The following is a 24,089-nucleotide window of genomic DNA, read 5'->3' on the forward strand; positions in this document are numbered from 1 at the left end:
GGGTTTTCCACTATTTGCGCAGCATGCAGAACCGCTTTTGACAAAGTGTTGCAGCGACCACACAAACGCGCCCTTGCGCAATTTCCGCGCATTAAGCCCCCATTCACTGCCTGACCGCGCATTTGCACGCAATTGTGACGCTTCGCCTTGCCGCGCCCCATGGGGCTTGTATAGAGGCGTCACTTGCCGAGTGTTGCTCATTGGGTTTTCGCTCGCAAACGCGTTTTACAGGACAGATAATGCCACAGACCTCTTTCCGCCCCTTCGCCCAGACCCGCCGCGTGGCCGGTGCCGCGCTGCTCGGCCTTGCTACGTTTGGCCTTGCTGCATGCGGTGGTGGCAATGACGAACGGCTGCGGACGGACCTTGCGGCAGCGCAGACGACCTCAATCGGCGTGAACTCCTATCTCTGGCGCGCCAGCCTGGAAACGCTTTCCTTCGCTCGGCTGACCACGGCAGATAGTTCTGGCGGCGTGCTGATCACCGATTGGTACACCAACCCGAACAGCCCGAACGAGCGTGTTAGCGTTTCGGTCGCCATTCTCGATTCGACCCTGCGCGCCGATGCGCTTCGTGTGAATGCCACGCGGCAGGTGATGCAGAACGGCCAGTGGGTCGATGCCCCGGTGCAGGCCGCCACGGTTCAGCGCCTGGAAGATATCATCCTTACCACTGCTCGCGATTTGCGCCGTTCCACTGTGATGTAACTCCCGCTAGGGACACCTCATGAGTAACGAGAGATTCGATCCGTCAGTCGCTGACGGGCGCTGGCAGGCTGCGTGGGATGAAGCCCGCTGCTTTGAAGCGGATAGCAATTCGGACAAGCCCAAAAGCTACGTGCTGGAGATGTTCCCCTATCCCAGCGGGCGCATCCATATCGGCCATGTGCGCAACTACACGATGGGCGATGTGCTGGCGCGCTATCGCAAGATGCGCGGCGACGAAGTGCTGCACCCCATGGGGTGGGACGCTTTCGGCATGCCGGCGGAAAACGCCGCGATGGAAAAGGGCGTGCATCCGGCCGGCTGGACCTATCAGAACATCGAGACGATGAAGGGGCAGTTGAAGCAGCTCGGCTTCGCGCTCGACTGGTCCCGCGAATTCGCCACCTGCGATCCCGAATATTACGGCCACGAGCAGGCGCTGTTCATTGACCTGTTCAACGCCGGCCTCGTCTACCGCAAAGAAAGCGAGGTCAATTGGGATCCGGTCGACATGACCGTGCTCGCCAATGAGCAGGTGATCGACGGCAAGGGCTGGCGCAGCGGCGCAGAGGTCGAGAAGCGCAAGCTCAACCAGTGGTTCCTGAAGATCACGCAGTTTGCCGAAGACCTGCTCGAGGGCGTCCAGGGGCTGGACGACTGGCCGCAAAAGGTCCGCACGATGCAGGAAAACTGGATCGGCAAGTCGCAGGGTCTCGAATTCGCTTTCGACCTGTCGAATGGCGAGAAGCTGCCTGTTTACACGACCCGCCCCGACACGATCTTCGGCGCGAGCTTCGTGGCCGTGGCGGCGGATCATCCGGTCGCGCAATCGCTCGACAGCCAGGAAGCGCGCGACTTCATTGCGCTCTGCAAGAAAGGCGGCACGACCGCTGCGGAGCTGGAGACGGCGGAGAAGCTGGGCTTCGACACTGGCATCACCGCGCGCCATCCCTTCACCGGCGCAGAGCTGCCGCTCTACATCGCCAATTTCGTGCTGATGGATTACGGCACCGGCGCGATCATGGCGGTGCCGGGGCATGACCAGCGCGACTTCGAATTCGCCACCAAATATGGCCTGCCGATCCCGCGCGTCGTTGCGCCCTCGGTGGATGAAGCTGCCAAGCCATTCAATGGCGAAGCCGAGGCGGGCGAAGGTGTGCTCGTCAATTCCGATTTCCTCGACGGGATGAGCGTCGAGGATGCGAAAGCCGAAGTGATTTCCCGCGCCGAGAAGGGCGGCTGGGGCGAAGGCACGACGGTTTGGCGCCTGCGCGACTGGGGCGTTTCGCGCCAGCGCTATTGGGGCACGCCGATCCCCTTCATTCATTGTGCGGAATGCGGCGTGGTGCCGGTCCCCAAGGACCAGCTTCCGGTGAAGCTGCCCGACGATGTGTCTTTCGAACAGCCGGGGAATCCGCTGCTGCGCCATCCGACGTGGAAGGACACGACCTGTCCGAAATGCGGCGGAGCGGCGGAACGTGAAACCGATACGCTCGACACTTTCGTCAATTCCAGCTGGTATTTCCTGCGCTTCGCCAGCCAGCCGGGTGACAAGCCATTCGATGCGGCGGAAGTCGCCAAATGGCTGCCGGTCGATCAATATATCGGCGGGATCGAGCATGCGATCCTGCACCTGCTCTACGCCCGCTTCTGGACGCGCGCGCTGGCGCATGTCGGCCTGCTGGATGTGAAGGAGCCGTTCGGTTCGCTCTTCACGCAGGGCATGGTCACGCATGAGACCTACAGCCGCAAGGACGGCGCGCGCGAGGTGTACTACACTCCGGCAGAAGTCGATCGCACGGGCGATGGCGCGACGTTGAAGGGCGATGGCGAGCCGGTCACAATCGGCAAAGTCATCAAGATGTCCAAGTCGAAGAAGAATGTCGTCGACCCCGAAGACATCATCCGCGACTACGGCGCCGATGCGGTGCGCTGGTTCATGCTGTCCGATAGCCCGCCAGAGCGCGACCTGCCGTGGTCCGAAGCCGGCATCGAGGGATGCGGTCGTTTCGTCCAGCGCCTGTGGCGTCTGTTTGGCCAGTATGATGAAAATGCGAGCGGGGAAGACAAGGACCTCGCCCGCAAGACCCACCAGACCATTGCCGCCGTTGCCGAAGATATCGAAGCGCTGGCTTTCAACAAGGCTGTGGCGCGGCTTTACGAGCTGACAAGTGCGGCGGAAAAGGCTGCACCGTCCGAGAGCCGCAACCATGCGATCCGCTCGCTGTTGCTGATGGCCTCTCCCATGATGCCGCATCTATCCGAAGAGGCCTGGGTGCAGATGGGCGGCAAGGGTCTCGTCGCCGAAGCGGCATGGCCGGAAGTCGATCCCGCGCTGTTGGTCGAGGATGAAGTCACCATCGCCGTGCAGCATAAGGGCAAGCTGCGCGATACGCTGACCGCGCCCAAGGGATCGTCGAAAGAGGATCTGGAGGCGCTTGCGCTTGCAAGCGAGAAGGTCCAGCGTTCGATCGATGGTGCGGACATTCGGAAAGTGATCGTGGTGCCTGACAGGCTGGTGAATATCGTCACATGACGCGGCTGCTCGCCTCGCTTGCCGCTCTGGCGCTGCTGTCGGGCTGCGGCCTGCAGCCGATCTATGCCGGTGGCAGTCAGGGTGTGGTCGCGCAGGGCCTCGCCAATATCGAAGTCGCGCCGATTGAGGGACAGGAAGGCTGGCTGGTGCGCAATGCGCTGGAAGACCGGCTCTATCGAAGCGGCTCGGCCAATGGCAGCGCGCAATATCGGCTCGACGTGTTGCTTGATGACCAGCTCGAAGGGCTCGGCCTGCTGACGGACGACACGATCGGCCGCGAACGCCGCACGCTGCGCGCACGCTATCAGCTCGTGGATATTGCGACGGGTGCAATCCTTGTCGATGCGACTGCCGGGTCGGATGCCGGTATCGACGTGGTGAGTAGCGAATATGCGACCATCGCAGCCGAGCAGACGGCGCTCGAAAACCTGTCACGGGAAGTTGCCGACCAGATCGTTGTCCGCCTGACGCGCGTCTTGCGCGAACAGGACCAGTGAAGGCCACCCAGCGCGATTACGCCCAGGCGGCCAAGCGTGCAGGCGAACAATGCCGCCTGTTCTTCTTCTGCGGGCAGGACGAAGCGGGCGCCTCTGCAGCGATTGCCAAACTGATCGCCGAACTGCCCGATCCCGGCGAGCGGGTCGACCTGTCCGGCGCTGACCTAAAATCCGATCCATCCCGCCTCGTCGATGAAGCCCGTTCGACATCGCTGTTTGGCGATTCTCGTCATATCGTCGCGCGCGTTTCGGGGGAGGAAGCGCATGATGCGATGGCGAGCTGGTGCGAGTTGGTCGATCGCGGCGAGGTGAACGATGGCTGGCCGATCTTCATCGTCGCCACTTCCGCCACCGATAAGTCGCGCAGCGCGAAACTGTTGTTGAAACGCGATGATAGTCTCGTTGCCATCTTCTATCCGCCCGATCTGAGATCGGTGACTGCCGATGTGCGGGCGATGGCGGACGCTGTGGGCCTGCGGCTCGACGGTTCGCTCGCTGAAACGATTGCCCGTGCCGCCAATCTCGATGTCCGTCTCGCCCAGTCCGAAGTCGACAAGCTGGCGCTCTATCTCGACGCATCCCCGCAGACGCCCAAGCGCGCGGACCTTTCGGCATTCAACGACATCGGCGCGAGCGCGGAAGAGGATGGTTTCATGCCGCTGGTAAATGCGGCGCTGAGCGGAGAGCTTTCTAAGCTGCCGGGAGAGCTGGCACGGATGCGCGAGGTTTCGCTCAATCCGGTCGGTGTGGCGCTGGCGCTCGAACGCCGTGCAGCCCAATTGGCAGTGCTCTCGCCCAAGCTACGGCGCGGGGATGACATGAAACAATTCCTCAAGATGAACGGGGTCTTCTTCAAGGAGCACCGCGAGGTGGGCGACCAGCTGATGCGGTGGAATGGCGGCAAGCTGGAGCGCCTCGTGCCGCGCCTCGCCGACCTTCACCGTTCGCTGCTCGCCAACAGCCAGACCGCCGAATTGCTGCTCGCCCGCGAACTCACCCAAATTGCCCGATACGCCGCGGCCCGCCGCTGAAAAGCGGGCGTAACGGTGTAAATTCGCGTCAACTCGCTTGTGCGCGCCCCCTCAATATCAATATCTGCAAGCAATTACGTGGTATTGCGTAAGTCACGGGAAGCATAAGGGCGCGAGACCAATGGTCGAGCAATTGTCACTGCTGGCAGGCGAGCGGGAGGTGGATGATACAGCCGCCGACATCGCTGATCCGTGCGAGGAGTCCGGCACTTCCGTTTCGCCAATGCTGCCACCCGCGCCGCTAAACGGGCTGTCACCATCGCTCGAGCGCAAGCGCCTGCAGGCCTATCTTGCGCTGCTCGTCGGTGATGTCGCGATCTTGCTCGCCGCGTTCTACACGGTCTCGATCCTGTATTTCGGCACGTTGAGCAATTGGGCGATGCTCGAAGGCGGGATGATTTCCGCCTATGTGATCCTGCCGCTCTACCTGACCGTAGCACTGTACAATGGCACCTATTCGCGCCGTTCGCTGACCGAATGGCAGACTTCGGCGTTTCGCGCTGCGACCGCCCTCGTCATTGCGGCCGCCCTGGTCAATCTCCTCGCCTTCTTCGCCAAGAGCAATGCCGAGTTCTCTCGCATGGTCTTCGCGCTAGGCCTCGCATCCACCGCTGTGCTGATGACGGCTATGCGCATTGCCGTTTCGCGCGCACTCATCCGCAAATGGGGCCCGACATCGCTCAACAAAATGGTGCTTCTGGCCGGCGGACCGAAGCTGAATTTGCCTCACGCCCTGCACGTCAATGCCAGCGAGCATGGACTTGAGCCTGCGCTTGACGACCCGCGAGCGCTGGATCGCTTGAGCAAGTATTTGCGCAATATGGATGAAGTGATCGTCAGCTGTCGGTCGGAAGACCGCGCGGCGTGGGCGCAGGTCCTGAAAGGGTCGGGCATCCACGGCGAGGTCACACATCAACTGCCGCACGAAATCGGCGCAATCGGCGTTGTCCACTATGACGCGGCGGGCGTTTCGGCGCTCAAGGTCTCTTCAGGGCAGCTTGGGATACGCGCTCGCGTCGCCAAACGGCTTTTCGACGCGACTGTATCGGGTTTGGTCCTGCTGATCGCTGCGCCGCTGATGCTTGCCGTGGCCTTGCTCATCAAGCTGGAGGATGGCGGACCTGTCTTCTTCGTCCAGAAACGTGTTGGCCGCGGCAATCGCTTTTTTGCGATCTTGAAATTCCGTTCAATGCGCGAGAGCGATGATAACGGCGCGCAATCGACTTCGCTTGAAGACGATCGTGTCACACGCATAGGACGCTTCATCCGCCGGACCAGTATCGATGAGCTGCCGCAGCTGATCAACGTGCTGAAGGGCGATATGAGCCTCGTCGGCCCGCGCCCGCATGCGCTAGGGTCAAAAGCGGGCAGCAAGCTGTTCTGGGAAGTCGATCGCAATTACTGGCAACGCCACGGCCTGCGTCCGGGGATCACCGGCCTGGCGCAGGTGCGCGGCCATCGCGGTGCGACCGATACCGAAACGCAGCTGAGCAACCGGCTGCTGGCAGACCTGGAATATATGCAGCGCTGGAGTCTCTGGCAGGACATTGCGATCCTCGCCGCAACGCTCCGTGTGATTACCCACGAACGCGCCTTTTAGCGCGCAGCTTTACTGCTTGCCTTCGCCTGCCAGAAAGGCGCGATAGGCATCGGCGATCCCTTCGAGCAGTTCGATCTTCGGCTTCCAGCCCATGGCGGCGATTTTGTCACCGCTCATCAGCTTGCGCGGCGTGCCATCGGGCTTGCTGGTATCCTTGGTGATGCTGCCATCAAATCCGACGACATCGCACACCATTTGCGCGAGCTCGATAATGGGCAAATCCGTGCCGGAGCCAAGATTGACGTGTTCTTCGCCCGAATATTCCTTCAGCAGAAACACAGCGCCATCGGCGAGATCATCGACATGCAGAAATTCGCGGCGCGGTGAGCCTGTGCCCCAGATTTCGATACAATCGGCACCGGCTTGTTTCGCCTCGTGCGCCTTGCGAATGAGGGCCGGCAGTACATGGCTGTTTGCGAGATCGAAATTGTCACCGGGGCCATAAAGATTGGTCGGCATGGCGCTGATGAAGTCGACGCCATATTGCTTGCGATAGGCCTGGCACAGCTTGATCCCGGCGATCTTGGCCACGGCATACCATTCGTTGGTCGGCTCCAGTGGCCCGGTCAGCAATGCATCTTCGGGGATCGGCTGCGGCGCCATTTTCGGGTAGATGCAGGAGGAGCCAAGGAACAGCAGCTTCTCCGCGCCATTGCGATAAGCCGCCTCGATCAGATTCGCCTCGATCATGAGGTTGTCGTAGAGGAATTCGGCCGGATAGGTGTCGTTCGCGAAAATGCCGCCGACTTTCGCTGCAGCGACCACGACAGCATCTGGCTGATTATCGGCAAACCATTCGCGCACTGCGGTTTGTTCGCGCAGATCGGTGCTGCGTTCGCTTGTCAGGATTGTGCAGCCTTCGCTTTCCAGCCGCCGCACAATGGCCGATCCGACCATGCCCTTGTGCCCAGCGACATAAACGCGCTTGCCAGCAAGATCGTAAGACATCAGTCGCCGCCTGCGATGGGTTCGGCTTTCATGATTTCCATATCGGCGAGCAGCATTTCACGCGCCAGTTCCCGAGGTGACGTTTCGTGCTTCCAGCCGAGCTTTTCCTGTGCCTTGGTCGGATCGCCGAGCAGCAATTCAACCTCGGTCGGGCGGAAGTAACGCGGATCGACTTCGATCAAGCAGCGGCCGTCATCCTTGGCGTAGCCCTTTTCCTCGACACCTTCGCCACGGAATTCGATCGGGATCCCTGCATCTTCGAAGGCCCAGCGGACGAATTCGCGCACCGGAGTGGTAACGCCTGTGGCGAGCACGTAATCGTCGGCTTCATCCTGCTGCATCATCATCCACATGCCGCGCACATATTCGCGCGCGTGGCCCCAATCGCGCTGGGCATCCAGATTGCCGAGATAGAGCTTGTCCTGGCGGCCGAGAGCAATCGCCGCAGCCGCGCGGGTGATCTTGCGGGTCACGAATGTTTCGCCGCGCAGCGGACTTTCGTGGTTGAACAGGATGCCGTTGCTGGCGTGAATGCCATAGGCTTCGCGGTAGTTCACCGTGATCCAGTAGGCATAGAGCTTGGCCGCAGCATAGGGGCTGCGCGGATAGAAAGGCGTGGTCTCGCTTTGCGGGACTTCCTGCACCAGACCGTAAAGCTCTGATGTGGATGCCTGATAGAATCTGGTCTTCTCTTCCAGCTTCAGGATGCGGATCGCTTCAAGCAAGCGCAGCGTGCCGATGGCATCGGCATTGGCGGTATACTCCGGCGTTTCGAAGCTGACTGCGACGTGGCTTTGCGCTGCGAGATTGTAAATCTCGTCCGGCTGCACTTCCTGCACGATGCGGATCAGATTGGTGCTGTCCGTCAGATCGCCATAATGCAGGTGGAAGCGTTGGTTATCGACGTGCGGATCCTGGTAGATATCCTCGATCCGGCCTGTGTTAAAGCTGGACGAGCGGCGTTTTACACCGTGCACATCGTAACCTTTTTCGAGCAGCAGATGCGACAGATAGGCGCCGTCCTGTCCGGTCACACCTGTGATCAGTGCAGTCTTCGCTTTGGTCATTTTTGGGTCTTCCAGCCGCTTGATTGAATTCAGGGGGTCAAAAGCCTATCGCCTGCGATTATGCAAGCGGCGACTTTGTGCGATGCAATACGAAAGCCAGGGAGCTGAAATGAACATCGTCATTTTTGGCCTTGGTTATGTTGGCAGCACCGCCGCAGGTTGCATTGCATCGCAGGGCCACAATGTGGTCGGCGTGGACATCAATGAAAGCAAAGTTGAGGCCATCAATGCCGGTCGCAGTCCGGTGAAGGAGCCGGGCCTGGATGCGCTGATTGCGAAGGCGCGCGCGGATGACCTGCTAAGAGCTCAGGCCGAAATCGGCACCGCGCTTGCAGGATGTGAATTGGCCATTGTGTGCGTCGGTACGCCGAGCGCGGCAGATGGCGCACACGACATGAGCCATATCTTGCATGTTACCCGGAACATCGCCGCGGCGATTGATCCCAAGCAGGCTGCTCCACTGACTGTGGCCTATAGATCAACCATGCGGCCCGGTTCGATGGATCAGTTGATTCAACCGATTTTCGAGCGGGCGCTGGGAGACGACTGCGCCCGATCGGTATCGCTGGTCTACAATCCGGAATTCCTGCGAGAGGCGAGCGCGATCGCAGACTATTTTGAACCGCCGAAGATCGTGATCGGCACGCGAGATGGTGAACCAAATGCTTCGATGGAAACACTCCACGAGGGCATCGACGCGCTAGTGTTTCGCGTCGGCTTGCGTGAGGCAGAGCTGACCAAATTTGTCGACAACAGTTGGCACGCGGTGAAAGTCGCCTTTGCCAATGAAATCGGCAGGGTATGTGAACAGCTCGATATCTCCGCTGCGCAGGTGCATGCAATTTTTGCCGCCGACACAAAGCTCAATATCTCCGATCATTACACGCGCCCCGGCGCGGCCTTTGGCGGATCGTGTTTGCCCAAGGATGTGCGCGCTTTGCAGCACATGGCGAGCGATATCGGCGCCAATACGCACCTGATGGATTCGCTGCTGCGATCCAACGAAGCGCACAAGCACCATCAGTTTCTGCAGGCGACGCGCGGCCTCGAAAAAGGGGCGAAGTTGCTGCTCGTCGGCCTCGCGTTCAAGCGCGAAACCGATGACCTGCGCGAAAGCCCGGCAGTCGATATGGCGCGCAAGCTGCTCGATGCGGGTTTCGAGTTGGACATTTATGACCCGGGCGTGGAGCCCGATCAGCTGGTTGGCCAGAACCTTGGCTATGCGGCGGCTCTGCTGCCCACGATGGAGAGCATGTTGGTGGATCGGGAGACCGCAGAAGTGGACGATTACGCGCGTGTCATCGCGACGAATTCCCTGATCGAGACGCTTGACCTGAAGACGGCAGATATCGTCGACATCAGCCGCATTACCTGACCATGGCCCAGCCGCCAGATTTCTCATTCCCGACTGCGATCGAAGGCCAGCCTTTGGCGGGCAAGTCGGTGCTGATCGTCGTCGAAAACCTGCCGCTGCCTTTCGATCGGCGCGTTTGGCAGGAAGCGCGAACGCTGGTGGCGGCGGGAGCGACCGTTTCGGTCATTTGCCCAACCGGCAAGGGATATGAAGCGCGCTACGAGCAAATCGAAGGCGTGCATATCCACCGCCATCCACTGCCGCTCGAGGCTAATGGCGCGCTCGGTTTCCTGATTGAATATGGCGCCGCCCTTTTCTGGGAAACGCTGCTGGCCTGGCACATTTACTTCAAACGCGGGATCGATGTGATCCATGGCTGCAACCCGCCCGATCTCATTTTTCTGGTGGCGCTGCCGTTCAAATTGCTCGGCGTGAAATACATTTTCGACCACCACGATATCAATCCCGAGCTTTACGAGGCCAAATTCAACAAGCGCGGCTTTTTCTGGCGGCTGATGCTGCTTTTCGAGAAGCTGACTTTCAAATCGGCGGATGTCTCGATTGCGACGAACGAGAGCTACAAGGCGATCGCTATCGAGCGCGGCGGCATGGGTGCGGAAAGGGTCTTTGTGGTGCGCTCAGGGCCCGATCTGTCCCGCCTCAAAGCCGTTGAGCCCGTGCCCGGATGGAAAGACGGGAAGGACTATCTCGTCGGCTATGTCGGCGTCATGGGAGAGCAGGAGGGGATCGACCTGCTGATCGACGCGGTCGACCATCTGGTCAATGGTATGGGCCGCCAAGACATTCGTTTCGTTCTGGTCGGTGGCGGGCCGAGCCTGGATGGTTTGAAGCGACTGGTTTCTGGAAAGGGCCTCGAGAACTGGATTCACTTCACCGGCCGCGCGCCGGATCAGGTGCTTTTCGAAGTGCTTTCGACCATGGATATCGGCGTCAATCCGGACCGGGTGAACGCGATGAATGACAAGTCGACCATGAACAAGATCATGGAGTATATGTCTCTCGGCAAACCGATGGTGCAGTTCGATGTGACCGAGGGCCGCTATTCCGCGCAGCAGGCATCGCTCTATGCGAAACCGAACGATCCGATTGATCTGGCAGAAAAAATCGCGGAGCTCCTCGATGACCCTGCCAAATGTGCGGCGATGGGGGAATTTGGCCGCGAGCGGGTAGAGAAGGAGCTCAATTGGAACACGCAGGTTCCCGCATTGCTGAGCGCCTATGCCGCTGCTCTGAGAAATGATTAAGCGCGCTTTGCGGCGAGACGGCTGTAGATCAGCGCCATGGCCGTGATCGCCAGCGTCAAGCCAATGTCACCGATCCAGTTTGGCCGCAGCGGACCGGCGTAAAGCACCGCATCGACGCTGTGCAGCGAGATGATCCGCAGCCCATAGAGGGCGGCGAACGAAAGTCCCGCCAGCATCGTCGCCTGGCGCAGAAAGCTGAGCGGTCTGGAGCGTGAGCTCCACAAACGCTTCACCAAAAAAGCGGCGGCCCCGATTGCGATAAGCGCCAAGACCACCACAAGAACAGCCTGGATATCACCGCGATCGGCATAGGCTCCCTGTTCGCGCAGCTGCGCGCGCAGCCATTCGCGCAAGGCATCCTCGCCGGAGAGCAACCGGCTCAACGCGAAAAAGGCGAACAAAGCGGCCGTGCCGAGAAAAGTGCTGCGATGCCGTTTCGGCAGTCCAGACCGCCCGGCTGAAGCCGCGGCGCGCAGGCAGCTTCCTATGGCTGCACAGTAAAGCAGGACCGCAATCACATTGAGCCACGAAATCATCGTTGTTTCCCTTGCACATAGATTCAGCGTTTCGCCACGGTTTTGGCCGCATTTTTTGCACAGCCTCAGGCGAGAACGCTGGTCTGTTTGGTTGCTAAGCGGCCTTGCCTCATTCACTATAAACCTACGCAATCCTGCCTGGGATTCGGGCGCTGACCAGCGTTGGCAGGAAATAGCTTTCAACCTTGGGGTTGCTTGAATGATGGACGTGTCGGGTGGCATTTTTTGGAGATCGAAAGCCCTTGCCGGGATGGTCTGTGCCTGCGCGCTGTCTGCATGTGCCGGGGGAGAGCCCGTTGCACCCGGTATGGCTGTGTCATCGCCAGATGTGGCTGCCAATCAAACAGAATATGCGGCTGATTTTTCAGGGGTTTACGTCCTTCGCCCGACCGATGTGATTTCGGTCACCGTGTACCGGGAGGCGGATTTATCGCTCAGCGATGTTACCATCGGACCTGATGGCGAGATTGCCATGCCGCTGCTCGGCGCAGTGCCCGCTGCAGGCCAGACGGCAGAGCAACTCGCTCAGCAAATCGAAGCGGGATTGAACGCGCGGTTCCTGCGTAATGCCGATGTCGCGGTGAATGTGGTCAACTACGCTTCGCACCGGGTAACGGTGGAAGGTGCAGTGCAGACGCCCGGTGTTTACAGCTTTTTACCGGGCACAAGGCTTTCCGGCGCGATCGCCATGGCAGAGGGTCCGACACGGGTGGCTGCGCGAGAGGAAATCGCGGTTTTCCGGGAAACCCCCGATGGCATCGCCATCGCGAAATTCGATTATGGCGCGATGCAGGCGGGCACCATGCTCGATCCTGTGCTTGCGCCTGGTGACCGCGTGGTCATCGGCACCGATGGCCTGTCGCAATTCTGGCAAGACCTGCTGCGAACGCTTCCCGCCTTCGCTCTCTTCACCAATGTGAATATCTGAGCGGGCCGGGTGCAGCGATGAACGAAGCAGTCAACCTATACGGCTCCCGCCCCGACGATGGGCACGAGGAAGAGGTCTATTACGGCGAGGATGGCGGAAGCCTTTTCACGCTGAACAATATCCGCGCGCTGCTGTGGCGGCAGCGGTATATTCTGGTGGGCGTGACTGCGCTCGCACTGATAGCGGGATTGCTGCTCACGCTCCTGATGAAGCCCTATTACCAGGCAACTTCGCAGGTGCGCGTCGATTACAACGAGAATGACATCGTCGAAGGTCAGGACCTGACGTCGACCTATCTCACCGGCACCGAAGTCGCGCGCTATCTGGAAACCCAGGCCGCCGAGATTCGCAGCCGGAGCATGGCTCTGCAGGTCGTCGATGATCTCGATCTCGCGTCGGGAGACCGGTTGCTCGGGCCTGCATCAGACGATGCCGGGACGGCTCTTTCCGAAGACGCGACGCTGGAAGCCCGGCGTGACCTTGCAGCATCGATCCTCGTAGACAATTTGACGGTTGAAGTGCCGATGGAAAGCCGGGTCATCTCGATCCGCTATTCCGCAGCAGAGCCTGTGCTCTCGGCCGATGTCGCCAATGCCTATGCGCGCGCTTTCCTGTCCAATGACCTCGGCCGATCGCTTGAAGCCTATTCCTACGCGCGGGAATACCTGCAGGAGCAGATTGACGAGACGCGCAATGCGCTGCGTGAAGCGGAAATCCTCGCCAATCAATACGCTCGCCAGAACGCGATCGTCGGCCAGCCATTCACGTCGGTGCGCGGAGATGGCGGAGAAAGCGAAACGGTCGCGACGCCGACGCTGACTGCCAGCAATCTGGCGCAAATCAATCGCCGCTATGTCGAAACGCGCGCCGCCCGCATTGCTGCGCAGGAACGCTGGGAATCGGTCGCGAATACGTCAGCGATGGAATTACCCGAAGTTCAGGGCAGCGCCGTCGCCCAGCAATTGCGCGGCCGCATTGCCGAACTTGAAGCGCGGCTGGCAGACCTGCTCGAACGCTATCAGGAAGAGTATCCTGAAGTGCGCGAAGTGCGCGCAGAAATCGTCTCCCTCGAACGGCAGCTGGCGCGAGTTGCGGCAGAGATCAAGAATTCGATCCGCAGTGAATATCTGATCGCCCGTAATCAAGAGCAGGCGCTGCAGTCGGAGCTGGAGCGTGTATCGGGTGAAGCGCTGGATGAGCAAGACCGGCGCGTGCAGTACAATCTGCTGGATCGCGATGTTGCCGCCTACCGCTCCCAGCTCGCTTCTCTGCTGGAACGCTTCAACGAGATTTCCTCGGCCGCGAATTTGCAATCGAGCAAAGTGACCTTGCTCGACGAAGCGACCGTCCCGCGCTCGCATTACAAGCCCAATCTAATGCGCAACATGCTCATCGCACTGGTTGTCGGTGGTGGCCTTGCGCTTGGCCTCGCCTTCTTGCGTGAAATCTTCGATGACCGGCTGCGCTCGACCTCCGACCTGGAGCGACGGCTTGGTGTACCGGCGCTAGGCCAGACGCCTTTCACGCCCGAAGGTGAAATCACGGAAGCGCTGGAAGACCCGTTCAGTGCCATCAGCGAGTCCTATTCCTCGGTCCGCGCGACGCTCGATTTCGCGTTACCGCCGGAGGCTCGGCAGGTGATCCAGTTTACCAGCGGCCAGCAGATGGAAGGCAAGACCACATCTGCCCTCGCCGTGGCCGCGCGCTATGCTGCAGTCGGCAAGAAAGTTCTGCTGATGGATGTCGATCTCAGGCGGCCTGCGGTGGCGAAGCGACTGACCGATCAGAAACCGAAAGATGGGCTGGTGAGTGCGCTGTATGGCCGTGCCGATTACAAGAGCCTGCTGCTCAAGACGGACACTGCCAATCTGGATGTCCTGCCAGCCGGAAAAGCACCGCCCAATCCGGTAGAAATTCTTTCTTCCGGTCTGATGCATGATTTTCTGGCGCAGGTGCGGGACGAATATGATGTCGTGATTATCGATGGTCCGCCCGTCATGGGTCTGGCCGATGCGCCGCTGGTGTCGCGTTTTGTCGACTGCACTGTTTTCGTGGCTGAGGCCAACCGTGTCGAATTCGGAAAAACACGCGCCGCCGTTCGGCGCCTGCGCGATGCCGGGGCCAATATCGCAGGTGCGATCCTGACGAAATATCGCGCGCTCGAAGCGGGCGAAAGCTACAATTACGAATATCAGTATTACACCTATTCCAAGGGATAGGGAGGTGACCGGAAGGTCAGGCGGATGCCCGTAATGAGCACAGGCGACACAGAACCAGCGGGGCAAAGCGAGGGCGCGGCAGACACCGTGAGCCCGCCATTCTCCGTTGTGATCCCTGCCCATAATGAGGAGCCAGTGATTGCCCGTTGCCTGAATGCGATCATCAATGGTGTCGCGGCGCAAGATCTTCCCGAGATCATCGTGGCGGCAAATGGCTGCACCGATCGCACGGTCGAGATCGCCCGCGAAACAGCGCCGAGCGCGACGGTCCTCGATCTGCCTGCGGGATCGAAAGTGATCGCGATGAATGCGGCGAATACGCATGCGACAGTCACGCCGCGGTTCTTTCTCGATGCCGATGTGCAGTGCGACTACCGATCGCTGCTGGCCACCGCGAAAGTCTTGCGGGAGCCGGGCGTAATGGCCGCATCGCCGCGGTTGAAAATGGACCTGCGCGGTTGTGACAGAAGGGTGCGGGCCTATTATCGCGTCTGGCGCACCCAGCCTTACGTGCAGGATCGCCTCGTCGGATCGGGCCTCTTTGGTCTATCTGCCGAAGGGCTGGAGCGGATCGGGACAATACCGCCGACCTTTGCCGATGATACCTGGGTGCGCACGCGCTTCTCTTACGATGAGCGTCGCAATGTGGCGCAAGACGAGAACGGCGCAGAGGCGTATTTCATCGTAACACCGCCGAGGACGGCCGCTGACCTGGTGCGTATCGAAGCGAGACGCAGGATCGGCAGCGAGCAGGTGCGCGTACTTTACCCGAGCCCGCACAATGGCCGGATTAACCGCCCCAGAGATTTGCGGGCGGCTTTGGCGGACGGCGCAAGCATCTTCGATGTGGTGATCTATCTTGGCCTCAAAGCCGCGGTATTGACGCGCTATCGCTGGAACAAATTGCGCGGAAAATCGCCCCAATGGGTGCGAGACACCAAAGCGCGGCAGACGACGGCATGAACCCTCTTGCTACCTCGCATGTGTCCGGTTTCCGCGATCGCCAGACAGCCCGGCCCAAGGTGAGGCGCCGCGAGGGCCTCCCCAAATATCTCTATTTCCTGATCATCGCAGGGTACGCCTGTCTGCTGCCGCGGGAATTCACCGTGTCGATCGCGGGCGCCAATCTGCCACCCTATCGCCTGATGCTGGTGCTGAGCCTGCCTTTTATCGTGCAGAGCTTCCAGTCCGGAGCCGTCAGGGTGCGCCCCTTCGATGCCGTCGTCGTGCTCGCTGCGCTGTGGTTTCCCATCGCGCTCGCCAATACGGCCACGATGCGCGACGTTTTCATCGTGGGCGGCTCGCAAGGTATCGATTATCCGCTGTCCTACCTGCTGGGACGCGCGTCGATCAGGCATTACCGCGATGTCGGCAAATTCTTCCGCGCAATTATACCGGGGCTAGCGGTGATCGCGCTCATCCTCGCAGCCGAGGCGATAAGCGGGCAGATGATCTTGCGGCCGCTCGCCGCCCAGATCACCGGGCAGGCGCCGCCCGTGCTCTATGAGCGAGAGAGATTTGGCCTGCTCCGCGCCATCGGCCCGTTCCCGCATCCGATCCTCGCTGGCCTGTTTATGGCAACCATCCTGCCATTTGCCTGGTATGTTTTTCGCAGGCCGGCTTACCGCGCGCTCGGTCTCGGCATCGCCTTTTGCGCGGTCTTCACCGTCAGCAGTGCCGCTGTCATCGCGGCGGCGATCTCCGCGGCGGCAATCACGCTTAACTGGCTAAAGCGGGAAACGCGTTTGCCGGTCTGGCCGCTGGCGACATTCGGTGCATCGGCGATCGCGCTTTTCATCGAACTTGCCTCGGGCAACGGCCTGCTCAACTTCCTCCTGCGAAATTTTACGCTCGATAGCGGGTCAGCCTTCTATCGCCGTTTGATCTGGGAATATGCAGGCGCAGAGGCGCTTTCGCATCCGCTGTTCGGCATTGGCCTCAGGGATTGGGAGCGATTGCCCTGGATGGTCGAATCGATCGATTCCTACTGGCTGCTTTTGGCGACCCGCTATGGCATGCCGCTGCCAGCCATGATCATGGTGCTAATGGTGGGCGCGATAGCAATTACCCTGCGCCAGTCCCGCGGACGCTCGCGCTATGAACGCGATGTGGCCTCTGCTTTTGCCATTGCTATCGCGAGCATGATCGTCGCCGGATTCACGGTGTTCATCTGGGAAAACATGACCTGCTGGTTGCTGCTGCTCTGCGGCATGGCGGTGAGCCTTGGCATGGATCGAACCCATCGCGCGCGCCGCGTGAAGAGGCCCAAACTACGTCCCGCCTTCGACCCGCCGATGGCCGACAGGATATCGTGATGAAACGGCGCGTGTGTGTGGTTACCGTGACCTATCGCGGTGACATCGACCTGTTCGAGCAGCTTTGCCAAAGCATGGATGAGACCATGCCTGAGATGGAGCATCACGTGCTTGTCGACCCGTCCGACCTCGATCTGTTTGGGCGCTCCGCCGGGCCAAATCGCCTCATCATCGACGCTTCAACTCTGCTGCCACAATTTCACCAATTCACTATCGGCGCACGGCGGTTGTGGTGGCGCTGGCCGTTCTACATTGCGCGCGGCTGGACCTACCAGCAGCTCGTCAAAATCGCTTACGCCAGCGAGCTTGATCACGATGCAATCTTGCTGGTCGATAGCGATATGGTTTTCCTACGCGCTGTGGAGGACGGTGACGTTTTCGAAGGCGACCGCGTCCGGCTTTATCTTCGTCCAGGCCAGGCGGACGGTCCGGAATTTGCCAAATGGCACGATGTCGCCTCGCGCGCTCTGGGCCTTCCCGAAACAGGCTATACCGGCAGCGATTACATCTCGACCGCTGTGATCTGGAGCCCGCAGGTCGTGCGCGCGATGATTGCGCGGATCGAGGCATCGACGGGCCGCAAATGGCACGATGCGCTGATCGCGAATTTCCGCTTCTCGGAATACATCACTTACGGAATCTTCTGTCAGCACGTCTCCGGGCTGCACACCGATCTGATCGCGGCGACGCAGAAAGAGCTGTGCCATTGTTCGTGGCATTATGATCTCAAGACCGAAGAAGGGGTGGCCGCCTTCGTCGCAGAGCTGGCGCCGCACCACGCGGGCGTCCTGATCCAGTCGAACCTCGGATTGACCGAGGTAAGGCGCGCCGAATTGCTCGCGCGATTCAGGCCATCATGACGGGCCGGGCTCCCAAAGTCAGCGTGCTTGTGCTCGGCTACAACTCGCGGCCTTATCTGTCAGCGTGCCTGCAGTCAGTCGCGGCTGCGGTGGGCCCGTACAGCTTCGAAATTCTCTTCCTCAACAACGGCAGCGATGAATCCGAGGATCTGGTCCGGCGGGAATTCCCGGAGGTGCGCGTGCTGCCTCCCGCGGGCAATATCGGCTTTGCAGCGGGAGTGAACCGTCTGGCCGATCACGCGCAAGGAGAATGGCTGCTGAACCTCAATCCCGATACCGTGCTGGAACCGGAAAGTATCGCCAGGCTGGTGGACTTCGCCGAAGAGAATCCAAAGTTCGGGGCGGTGGGCGGACTCAATGTCGATGCCGAGGGCGAGGCCTTGAGCATCACCCATGCCCGCCTACCAAGCCTGCGTTCGATGCTGCGTCGTTTTCTTGGTGTGCAGTCCCGCTTGGCGGACCATGCAGACACAGGCTCACCCGGATATGCGGAAGTGGAAACGCTATGCGGAGGTTTCTTCCTGATGCGGCGCGACCTGTGGCTGGAACTTGCCGGTTTTGACGAAAGCTTCTTTCTCTATTGCGAGGAATTCGACCTGTTCAAACGCATGCAATCGGGCGGGTACAAGGCTGCACTTGTCCCTGAAAGCCGCGTATTTCACGATGTCGGCAGCGGCACACCGCTCGCACCCGATCGCATCTTCTATCAGGTCGTGGCGAATGCCCATTACGCGCATAAGCATTTTGGGCGAGCAAAGGCTTGGCTCGCCATCATCCTCATCTGGCTTTCTGCGGCTACGCGCTACCTCTATGCCGCGCTGCTTTCCTGGCGCGGAGGGCGCTATCCAGCGATGAAACAGGCCTTTGCCAAGCCAGCGCTCAAACCCCAAAGCTGGATGGCGGGCTTCAATGCACCGGGCGCAGACCCCCGCAAGCAGGCGCGAAGTTAGACCGATGGGCATGATGACCAGCCTCGCCAAGAACTGGCTTCCGAAACCTCTTTTCAATTGGCTCAAGGCGAAACGCGATGCCCGACGCCGCGCAACACTTAAGGCTGCGGGCAGCCGCGCCGAAATATTCTCTGCCGTCTATCGGGAGAAGATGTGGGGTGGATCGGGAGAGAAATTTCATTCCGGCTGGGGCAGTCATCGCGCCGCTGTGGTCGAGCCCTATGTGACCGCCGTGAGCGACTATCTGCAATCGCTGCCGACGAAGCCCGATGTCTGCGATCTTGGTTGCGGCGATTTTGCCGTCGGCGTGCAATTGCGCCCCTACTGCGATCGCTACATCGCCTGCGATATCGTGCCCGAACTGGTTGAGCGCAATCGCAAGCAATTCGCCGATTGCGATGTGGATTTCCGCACGCTCGACCTCGTCACAGATCCGCTGCCTGAAGCGCAAGTTCTGCTGGTGCGGCAGGTTTTCCAGCACCTTTCCAATGGCGATATTGCAGCCACCCTTCCGAAGCTGAAACGCTACCGCGCCATCATCGCCACCGAAGATGTGCCTGATGGTGAGTTCGAGCCCAATCACGACAAGCCCGCGGGCTTCGACGTGCGTCTTTCGACGGGCTCCGGGGTCGATCTGGCAGCGCCGCCTTTCAATTTCGAACATCGCTCTTCGCGTGTGCTGTGCCGCGCTACGCACAATGGCCAGGTGCTGCTGACCACGCTTTACGAGCCGCTATAGGCGCCCGGGCCAGAAACCATTTTCCTACAGTTTGGCAGCATCAATAGGCCCGCCTCTTCTTGATTCTAAGAAGAGGATTTTGCCGTGATTGATGAATTCGACAACACCGCCGACAGCCCGATTGCCCCTGCGCAAAGCTGCTTTGCCATCACGCCGTCGGACACGCTCGACCTGCCGATGGCGACCAAGGGCATCTACATCGGCGTCGGCGGTGACGTGAATGTACTGAGCCTGCGCGGCGACCAGCCGGTGCTGTTCCGCAATGTGCCCGATGGCGCGATTATCGACGTGCGAGTGCAGCAGATCCTTGCCAGCGGCACGACAGCCGACGCGATCGTGGGCCTCGCCTGATGGCAGGTTTTGGGTTTGGCTTCGGTGCGCGCCAGCGTCGTCCCGGCAGCGGAGCGAAGCTTCCTGAGCTGGAGCCCTCCGCCGCGTGGACTGGCCTCGCGGGTAGCGGCTTTGCGACTGCGCCCGCAGATCCTGTCCGCACCACCGCAAAGCCCGTCATGCGTTCGCTCGTGCCGCCCAACCAGTATTTCACTGACAGTCTGATGGTGGGCGTCATGGCGGCGGCCAACAATCAGGGGAAATTGCTGGACAATCTCGGACTGCAGAAAGTGGTGATCCATTACGAAGGCGAAAACTTCGATATCACCGCTCCAAGTTTCCAGAGTTTCGAGCGTTATGACGGAACGACGTATCAAGTGCTCGGCTGGTGGGCGAAGCTCAACAAGCCAGCGAACACAGCGGGTCATGCGCATGTCTATTTCGAGGCCGTGCCGCAGGATCCGACGATGCAGAGCCGCGTGATCGGGCCATTGCAGTTCAGCCCGTCAGATATCTTGCATGATTGGAGCGCGACGATCGCGATCGACGGCAGCGGCGATTACGCAAATGTTTTTGACGCAGTGCAGGCAGCTAAAGCAGCCAATGCGCAAAACCCGCTCTGCACCTTCACCCGTTCGGGCAGCTATGACATTGCAGGTGGCGTACCCAATTACAGCGGAGCGGGCTATCTTACCTTTGCCTGCGCCGACGGGGTCTCGGTCGAATTTGCGAAGCCGGGCTACACCAGTGATGCCGCGATGCAGATGCGCCCGCGCTTTGACGGGCTATGGTTTCGCGGCCGCGGTTTCACTTTCGATTTCGCCTATGTGAGCGAGCTCTATCACGAATCGCAGGTCAGCAGCCCCTTCGCCGCCGGTCGCAGTCATGTTTTCGAAGGCGTTCGCTTCACCCGCTCGCTCGCACCCGATGCGCTGATACGCAAAGCTCTCCCCGGAGGCGGTGTCGCGTGGTCGGTGCGCGGATCGCCGTGGTTTCTCGAATGCGACATTCATAATATGCAGGACCCGGCGATGGCGGCGAGCCTCTACCGCGGCTGCACCTTTCGCGATGGCTTCCACGATGTGGCCTACGGCGCGGCCTGCGTAATCGGCTGCACAGTTGAGGGCTGGTCGTCCGAGGCATATCGCACGCCGGTCCCCGCGCTGCAGTTGCAGTATAACGGCACTGCCGCGAGTGCCACGGTTTCGCTTTCGGGCATCAATGGCGCGGGCAGCCGTACGCTGACGATCAAGGAGGATGGCGCGGCCATAGCGTCTCTGACCCTCCAGGGAAGCGAGGCTGCGTTTCTGACAGACACCAATTACTCGGTTCAGAACGTGGTCGACTGGCTCAGCGCGCAGGCCGGGTGGTCGGCGATGCTGACTGACAATTCGCGCTATGCCGTGCTGCTGACCGATGGCAGCGCGGGCTATGGCGCGTTCACCGATCTCGCTGCGAAGTCTGCGCCACTGCAGCTCTACACCGCTTTCGACCTACACACCGATTTCTATCAGAAAGATGCCTTCAACCTGACCGAGAACGTGATCGTCTACGGCAATTCCGGGATTGGAGTGGATGCGCAAATGTTGATGGTGGGCGGCAATGAAACGCGTGACTGGCTGATCGCCAACAATGCGCTCGATACCGCGGGAGCGACCCTGGACAATCCGGGCGGTGTGACGCTGCGCAGCCAGTTCTCCAAAGCCCACAGCCATGTGATCTTCGCGCACAATTCCTATCCGCGGCAGCAATTGTGGCTGCGGACGGGCGGCGCATCGATCCGGGGCTATGATCCGGACGCCTATTGCCTGGTGGCGAACAATGCGCTCGCCGATCTGCAATGGGATATCGGTGGGCCGAATTCGGCTGTGACGATTTCCGACAACCATCTGCACGCCGGCGCGATTGGCACGGGCGATCTGGGCGAAGCGAAAAGCGGGGATGCGGCGAGCCTCTTTGCCGACCATGCGAGCGGGGTTTTCGCTCCGGCCGGTGACCTTCTCGGCATACCGGCGACGCCGAGCCTTCCGTATGATCTGCGCGGCAAGAAACGAGGCGCGATGGCGGCGAAAGGCGCGCTTGCTTAGAAGCAGCCATGGGGCGGCGGGTGACGGTTTGAACTCGCCCGTCGCCTCAGCGCGAGCCTCACTTGGTGCAGACGAACAGAATTTCCGCCGGATCGAGTTGCCACGCGCGTGCGGCATCAGCGTCATCGGCAAATGCGCTGTATTGCAGCACTTCTAGTCCGGCGGATTTCAGGGTCTCGAGATATCCGCCCAAGTCGAACAATCGCAGGTGATCGTCCTGACCCAGCTTCTCCTCGCGCTCTTTGGCTGTGCTATCGGGTGACAGTTCGATGGCCTGACCGAGCGCCATAGCGATGGGGACCTGCAGGATCGCGGTCGCGCCATCGGCCATGACGCGTGTGATTTCGCCGAGCGCCTGTGCAACATCGGGGACGTGTTCCAGCACATGGTTGCAGACCAGCAAATCGACCGAGCCGTCCTCCATAGGCAACGAACTCAAATCCGCGCGCTGCACATTGGCGGTGTGCCGATAACGCGCCGGGTCGAGGTCATAGGCAGTATAGCCTGCCGGAGCAGCTTGGGAGAGACGCCGCGATAGCCCCTTCTCGGGTGCGAAGTGGGCGATGCGGATGCTGTGCGGAAAGCGAAACCCCTCGCCATTCTTCGAAAGCCACAACCAGATCAGCCGCTCACGCGCGGAAGAATGGCACACCGGGCAGACATCGGCCTCCCGTCGTCGTCCGCCGACAACTTCGAGCCGCTCAAGCACGTCGAAGCCATAGCCATAATCGAGAAAGCGCCGCACGCTGTTCTGACATACCGGACACTTTCGGGAGCCTGCGTAGAGCCATCGCCGCACATTCTCGATCAGAGGGTAGGGAAGCGCGCGGCCGATGGCTTTCTTGAAACGCATTCAGGCCCTCCTTTCCTCAGGTTTCGCGATGCCGAATACACGCCGCACCATATCTGCAGGCCAATGCTTGTGGCGCAGGGCAGGGCGCTCGATCAACCTCCAGCTGAGCCATGCCGCCAGCATGGATAGCGCAAGCCCTGCCCCGAACAGGCCCAGCCATGATTGCAAACCGGTGTAGTGGACCAGCAGCGTAAGCATCACGCTATGCGTCAGATAGACTCCATAGGACAAATCCACCTTCGCCAGGACGCCTCCCCAAGGGAAGCGAATGAGACCGCAGCCGACCACCAGATAGGTAACAAGGAACGGCGCGATGATCCCGCCCACGCCGCTCCATAGAGACAAGAGCAGGGCGACCAGCGCGACGACCATCAGCGTAAGTGACCAGCGGATGATGTCTCTGAAAAGGAAGATCAGCACCCCGCTCCCGAAATAGGCGAAAAGGTACAGGAGCAGATAGGTCCAGGCGTTCTGCGCCGCGTCCGGAGATGGGCCGAAGATGCCGGTCAGCGCAGCGATTGCCGACACGTAGAGCAGCGCAAAAGCCCAGCGATAGCGAAGCATTCCGGTAAACGAGCCGGCGGCGAGGATGCCGTAACAGAGCCATTCGAAATGCAGCGACCAGAGCGGTGAGTTTATCGCACTGCCGCCATCGTAGCTGGTGACCCCAGGCAGCGTGAGGCTCAGCAGCGTGGTGATATTGCGGAGGTAGGCCCACGTCTCTTGCGCGGTGAAATATCGCTCGAGCGGCAGGCTGGTGAGCAGCGGCCCGACCACAAATATCGTGAGCAAAACGACAGTCGCCAACAGCGGCATGATGCGCATAAACCGTCGGCTTAGGTAATCGAGCACGCTGCCGCTTTTCAGCAGCCCCGGCGTCACCAAAAAGCCGCTTAAAGCGAAGAATACCGACACCGCGAGCAGGCCAAGATGGGTGTATCGCTCGGAGAATGCGTAGATCACATCATCGCGCACAATGTCGTGGCTCAGCGCGCCGGCGTGATGCAGGACGACTGCGCTTGCGGCGATCAGGCGTAGCGTGTCGAAGCCCGGTGCCCGGTCTCCATGCGCAGCATAAGCGTCCTTGAACGTCGGCGCGCTGGCTAGCACCGATCGGGCAGAGATTGTGCTTTGCATGGGCGACATATTGGCGACGCGCTCTTTCAGGCCAGCTTTGCGAATGCGCCTTACACCCTAGGCCCGATCTGCTATCGGCTGAAAGCCCCACCGCTGCGCGATGCGCAGATTTCGCCAGGCTGAGCAGGGACGA

General features: G+C 60.4%; 21 protein-coding genes. 16 read left to right on the forward strand and 5 right to left on the reverse strand.

Translation table 11 applies throughout. The features are described from left to right. The first annotated feature begins 239 nt into the window (after positions 1–239). The 5 genes from O2N64_RS05110 (at position 240) to O2N64_RS05130 (ending at position 6,368) form a co-directional block, all read left to right on the forward strand. The gene (locus tag O2N64_RS05110) at positions 240–707 is read left to right on the forward strand and encodes a DUF3576 domain-containing protein (RefSeq protein WP_271079201.1); all 468 of its coding nucleotides are present in this window, start codon (positions 240–242) and stop codon (positions 705–707) included. 19 nt (positions 708–726) lie between these two features. After that, on the forward strand, positions 727–3,240 hold the full coding sequence (leuS, locus tag O2N64_RS05115) for a leucine--tRNA ligase (protein WP_271079202.1): 2,514 nt from the start codon (positions 727–729) through the stop codon (positions 3,238–3,240). Next, complete coding sequence (lptE, locus tag O2N64_RS05120) at positions 3,237–3,737, forward strand: LPS assembly lipoprotein LptE (RefSeq protein WP_271079203.1); 501 nt, start codon at positions 3,237–3,239, stop codon at positions 3,735–3,737. The genes leuS and lptE overlap by 4 nt, the downstream gene beginning before the upstream one ends. Beyond that, positions 3,734–4,768 carry a DNA polymerase III subunit delta gene (gene holA, locus O2N64_RS05125; RefSeq protein WP_271079204.1) on the forward strand — a complete coding sequence of 345 codons (1,035 nt, stop codon included), beginning with the start codon at positions 3,734–3,736 and terminating at the stop codon, positions 4,766–4,768. Before lptE ends, holA begins: the two co-directional genes overlap by 4 nt. Positions 4,769–4,889: 121 nt before the next feature. Then, complete coding sequence (locus tag O2N64_RS05130; RefSeq protein WP_271079205.1) at positions 4,890–6,368, forward strand: exopolysaccharide biosynthesis polyprenyl glycosylphosphotransferase; 1,479 nt, start codon at positions 4,890–4,892, stop codon at positions 6,366–6,368. A 9-nt stretch (positions 6,369–6,377) separates the two neighbouring features. On the opposite strand, the gene fcl is transcribed toward O2N64_RS05130, so the two are convergent. Both fcl and gmd read right to left on the reverse strand, forming a co-directional pair. Next, positions 6,378–7,316 (reverse strand): GDP-L-fucose synthase, encoded by a 939-nt coding sequence (gene fcl, locus O2N64_RS05135; protein ID WP_271079206.1) that lies wholly within the window; start codon positions 7,314–7,316, stop codon positions 6,378–6,380. After that, entirely contained in the window at positions 7,316–8,383 is a 1,068-nt protein-coding gene (gene gmd / locus O2N64_RS05140) for a GDP-mannose 4,6-dehydratase (protein ID WP_271079207.1), read from the reverse strand. Before gmd ends, fcl begins: the two co-directional genes overlap by 1 nt. Before the next feature lie 109 nt (positions 8,384–8,492). Between gmd and O2N64_RS05145 the strand changes: the two genes are divergently transcribed. Both O2N64_RS05145 and O2N64_RS05150 read left to right on the forward strand, forming a co-directional pair. Further along, complete coding sequence (locus O2N64_RS05145; protein WP_271079208.1) at positions 8,493–9,758, forward strand: nucleotide sugar dehydrogenase; 1,266 nt, start codon at positions 8,493–8,495, stop codon at positions 9,756–9,758. A gap of 2 nt (positions 9,759–9,760) precedes the next feature. Further along, a complete protein-coding gene (locus O2N64_RS05150; protein ID WP_271079209.1) occupies positions 9,761–11,002 on the forward strand; it encodes a glycosyltransferase family 4 protein in 1,242 nt (413 codons plus the stop codon). Here the strand turns inward: O2N64_RS05150 and O2N64_RS05155 are convergent. Further along, positions 10,999–11,655: a hypothetical protein gene (locus tag O2N64_RS05155; protein ID WP_271079210.1), complete on the reverse strand. Its 657-nt coding sequence runs from the start codon at positions 11,653–11,655 to the stop codon at positions 10,999–11,001. The two genes, O2N64_RS05150 and O2N64_RS05155, sit on opposite strands and share 4 nt — an antisense overlap. 211 nt (positions 11,656–11,866) lie before the next feature. Here O2N64_RS05155 and O2N64_RS05160 point away from each other — a divergent pair, with 211 nt between their 5' ends. From O2N64_RS05160 to O2N64_RS05200, 9 genes are all read left to right on the forward strand, one after another. Next, the gene (locus O2N64_RS05160; protein WP_271079211.1) at positions 11,867–12,466 is read left to right on the forward strand and encodes a polysaccharide biosynthesis/export family protein; all 600 of its coding nucleotides are present in this window, start codon (positions 11,867–11,869) and stop codon (positions 12,464–12,466) included. A gap of 17 nt (positions 12,467–12,483) precedes the next feature. After that, the gene (locus O2N64_RS05165) at positions 12,484–14,685 is read left to right on the forward strand and encodes a GumC family protein (RefSeq protein ID WP_271079212.1); all 2,202 of its coding nucleotides are present in this window, start codon (positions 12,484–12,486) and stop codon (positions 14,683–14,685) included. Between the two features lie 33 nt (positions 14,686–14,718). Then, positions 14,719–15,648, forward strand: a complete 930-nt coding sequence (locus O2N64_RS05170; RefSeq protein ID WP_271079213.1) for a glycosyltransferase — start codon at positions 14,719–14,721, stop codon at positions 15,646–15,648. After that, entirely contained in the window at positions 15,645–17,000 is a 1,356-nt protein-coding gene (locus O2N64_RS05175) for a hypothetical protein (RefSeq protein ID WP_271079214.1), read from the forward strand. Before O2N64_RS05170 ends, O2N64_RS05175 begins: the two co-directional genes overlap by 4 nt. Next, entirely contained in the window at positions 17,000–17,860 is an 861-nt protein-coding gene (locus O2N64_RS05180; protein WP_271079215.1) for a DUF6492 family protein, read from the forward strand. The genes O2N64_RS05175 and O2N64_RS05180 overlap by 1 nt, the downstream gene beginning before the upstream one ends. Continuing rightward, on the forward strand, positions 17,857–18,810 hold the full coding sequence (locus O2N64_RS05185; RefSeq protein ID WP_271079216.1) for a glycosyltransferase family 2 protein: 954 nt from the start codon (positions 17,857–17,859) through the stop codon (positions 18,808–18,810). Before O2N64_RS05180 ends, O2N64_RS05185 begins: the two co-directional genes overlap by 4 nt. A 10-nt stretch (positions 18,811–18,820) precedes the next feature. Continuing rightward, entirely contained in the window at positions 18,821–19,549 is a 729-nt protein-coding gene (locus tag O2N64_RS05190) for a class I SAM-dependent methyltransferase (protein ID WP_271079217.1), read from the forward strand. Between the two features lie 84 nt (positions 19,550–19,633). Next, complete coding sequence (locus O2N64_RS05195; RefSeq protein WP_271079218.1) at positions 19,634–19,900, forward strand: spike base protein, RCAP_Rcc01079 family; 267 nt, start codon at positions 19,634–19,636, stop codon at positions 19,898–19,900. Beyond that, positions 19,900–21,966, forward strand: a complete 2,067-nt coding sequence (locus O2N64_RS05200; protein WP_271079219.1) for a hypothetical protein — start codon at positions 19,900–19,902, stop codon at positions 21,964–21,966. Before O2N64_RS05195 ends, O2N64_RS05200 begins: the two co-directional genes overlap by 1 nt. Before the next feature lie 58 nt (positions 21,967–22,024). On the opposite strand, the gene O2N64_RS05205 is transcribed toward O2N64_RS05200, so the two are convergent. Further along, a complete protein-coding gene (locus O2N64_RS05205; RefSeq protein ID WP_271079220.1) occupies positions 22,025–22,819 on the reverse strand; it encodes a class I SAM-dependent methyltransferase in 795 nt (264 codons plus the stop codon). Further along, positions 22,820–23,956 carry an acyltransferase family protein gene (locus O2N64_RS05210; protein ID WP_271079221.1) on the reverse strand — a complete coding sequence of 379 codons (1,137 nt, stop codon included), beginning with the start codon at positions 23,954–23,956 and terminating at the stop codon, positions 22,820–22,822. It abuts the gene before it with no gap. Positions 23,957–24,089 lie beyond the last annotated feature (133 nt).

It is taken from the genome of Aurantiacibacter sp. MUD61 (assembly GCF_027912455.1).
Classification (GTDB): domain Bacteria; phylum Pseudomonadota; class Alphaproteobacteria; order Sphingomonadales; family Sphingomonadaceae; genus Alteraurantiacibacter.

Coding starts and splice junctions, on each gene's coding strand:
- O2N64_RS05110 (WP_271079201.1), top strand. CDS start 240: ATGCCACAGACCTCTTTCCGCCCCTTCGCCCAGACCCGCCGCGTGGCC.
- O2N64_RS05185 (WP_271079216.1), top strand. CDS start 17,857: ATGACGGGCCGGGCTCCCAAAGTCAGCGTGCTTGTGCTCGGCTACAAC.
- O2N64_RS05150 (WP_271079209.1), top strand. CDS start 9,761: ATGGCCCAGCCGCCAGATTTCTCATTCCCGACTGCGATCGAAGGCCAG.
- O2N64_RS05200 (WP_271079219.1), top strand. CDS start 19,900: ATGGCAGGTTTTGGGTTTGGCTTCGGTGCGCGCCAGCGTCGTCCCGGC.
- O2N64_RS05190 (WP_271079217.1), top strand. CDS start 18,821: ATGATGACCAGCCTCGCCAAGAACTGGCTTCCGAAACCTCTTTTCAAT.
- O2N64_RS05180 (WP_271079215.1), top strand. CDS start 17,000: ATGAAACGGCGCGTGTGTGTGGTTACCGTGACCTATCGCGGTGACATC.
- fcl (WP_271079206.1), bottom strand. CDS start 7,316: ATGTCTTACGATCTTGCTGGCAAGCGCGTTTATGTCGCTGGGCACAAG.
- O2N64_RS05210 (WP_271079221.1), bottom strand. CDS start 23,956: ATGCAAAGCACAATCTCTGCCCGATCGGTGCTAGCCAGCGCGCCGACG.
- gmd (WP_271079207.1), bottom strand. CDS start 8,383: ATGACCAAAGCGAAGACTGCACTGATCACAGGTGTGACCGGACAGGAC.
- leuS (WP_271079202.1), top strand. CDS start 727: ATGAGTAACGAGAGATTCGATCCGTCAGTCGCTGACGGGCGCTGGCAG.
- lptE (WP_271079203.1), top strand. CDS start 3,237: ATGACGCGGCTGCTCGCCTCGCTTGCCGCTCTGGCGCTGCTGTCGGGC.
- O2N64_RS05175 (WP_271079214.1), top strand. CDS start 15,645: ATGAACCCTCTTGCTACCTCGCATGTGTCCGGTTTCCGCGATCGCCAG.
- O2N64_RS05170 (WP_271079213.1), top strand. CDS start 14,719: ATGAGCACAGGCGACACAGAACCAGCGGGGCAAAGCGAGGGCGCGGCA.
- O2N64_RS05165 (WP_271079212.1), top strand. CDS start 12,484: ATGAACGAAGCAGTCAACCTATACGGCTCCCGCCCCGACGATGGGCAC.
- O2N64_RS05205 (WP_271079220.1), bottom strand. CDS start 22,819: ATGCGTTTCAAGAAAGCCATCGGCCGCGCGCTTCCCTACCCTCTGATC.
- O2N64_RS05130 (WP_271079205.1), top strand. CDS start 4,890: ATGGTCGAGCAATTGTCACTGCTGGCAGGCGAGCGGGAGGTGGATGAT.
- O2N64_RS05145 (WP_271079208.1), top strand. CDS start 8,493: ATGAACATCGTCATTTTTGGCCTTGGTTATGTTGGCAGCACCGCCGCA.